Here is a 1,323-nt window from a genome sequence, read left to right as displayed (position 1 = left end):
TAGTCTCGTGGGCTCGGCGTCGTACGAAGCGTCACGGAAGCGCGCGAGGAACGGCACGGTACAGACGATCAGCAGGGCCGCGATGACGAGGTATCCGCTCGCGGGGGACAGCGCGAACACGGAGACCAGGGCGATGCCGGTCACCACGCCGAGGGCCTGGGGGCCGTAGATCGCGCTGGACACCAGACCGCGCTGGCCGACGGGGACGCGGTCGGCGATCATGGCCGTCAGCCCGGCGGTGGCGGCGCTGAGACCGAGCATGCTCGCCGACCACGCGAGGGTCATGCCCGGCACCGTCGTCTGCTCCCCGGTGATCGCCAGCCCCGCCGCGAACCACAGCGCGCCGCCCGCGAGCCAGAGCCTTCTGCGTCCGAAACGGCTTCGGGAGCGGTCGCACAACGCCCCGCACACCGGGAGGGCGAGCAACGAGACCAGTCCGGCGAGGGCGTTGACGACGGCGAAACCGTGGACCTTGGATGCCGGATCGATGATCTCCAGCTGCTGGGGCAGCAGCAGTTGAAGGGGGACGAGACTCGCCATCCAGAACCCGAACCAGACCAGGCCGAACAAGGTGATCCAGCCACGGGAGACGGGTTCGGTCGGCGCATGGCCCGCGGGTTTCGTGACGGCGTCCGCCGGCATCGGGGCCGGCGGGTGGAACTCGGTGGACACAAGGCCTCCCGGGAGCGGAAACGGTCCTGTTCAGGGACGGGGCACAGTCACAGGAAGGCGTGTCCCTCGCCCCGGTAGGTCGTGACCTCGTCGACGACCTCCGTGCCCGACACCAGGTGGAGTGTGTTGACGCGCTCGCACAGCTCGCCGGCCTTGGCGTGCCGGAACCACACGTGGTCGCCGAGGCGCATCCCGTGCGCGGCAGCGCCCAGGACGGGTGTCTGGACTTCGCCGGCCCCTTCCCGTGGGTTCGTACGCAGCCCGTGCGGCCAGGCCAGGGTGGGCTGGCGGTCGAGGCCGGTCGCGCCGGAGGCGATCCAGCCGCCGCCGAGCACGGTGGCGATCCTGGGGCTCGGGCGGCGTACGACGGACATGACGAAGAAGGCCGCGGGCCGGGGGCGGAAGCGCCGGTAGAAGTCGAAGAGTCCGGGCCCGTAGAGCCCCGATCCGGCACCGATCTCGGTGATGACGTGTTCGGCGGAGGTCTGCTCGATGGAACCCGTACCGCCGCCGTTGACGAATTCCAGCGGCGCCACGGCCTCCACGGCGGCTATGACCGCCGCGCGCCGGTCGGCCAGTTCGGCGGCGGAGAGGCGCTGCATGGCGCGGATCGCGGCCCGCCTGAGCAGCGAGCCGGGCTGGTTGTCGCCC

The 1,323-nt window shown here is 71.4% G+C and carries 1 protein-coding gene and 1 pseudogene; both read right to left on the bottom strand.

What is annotated here, in order from left to right; all coding sequences use genetic code 11:
* Positions 1 to 672: MFS transporter (locus tag EU811_RS23040; RefSeq protein ID WP_202979356.1), on the bottom strand; the 672-nt coding region annotated here is incomplete at its 3' end.
* A gap of 47 nt (positions 673 to 719) precedes the next feature.
* Positions 720 to 1,323: pseudogene (locus EU811_RS23035) on the bottom strand (amino acid deaminase/aldolase); the annotation flags it as partial.

Source organism: Arthrobacter sp. TS-15, assembly GCF_006964045.1.
In the GTDB taxonomy this organism is placed as follows: domain Bacteria; phylum Actinomycetota; class Actinomycetes; order Actinomycetales; family Micrococcaceae; genus Arthrobacter.
Note: the sequence above shows the minus strand (reverse complement) of the source record. Positions and strands in the feature narration are given on the sequence as shown.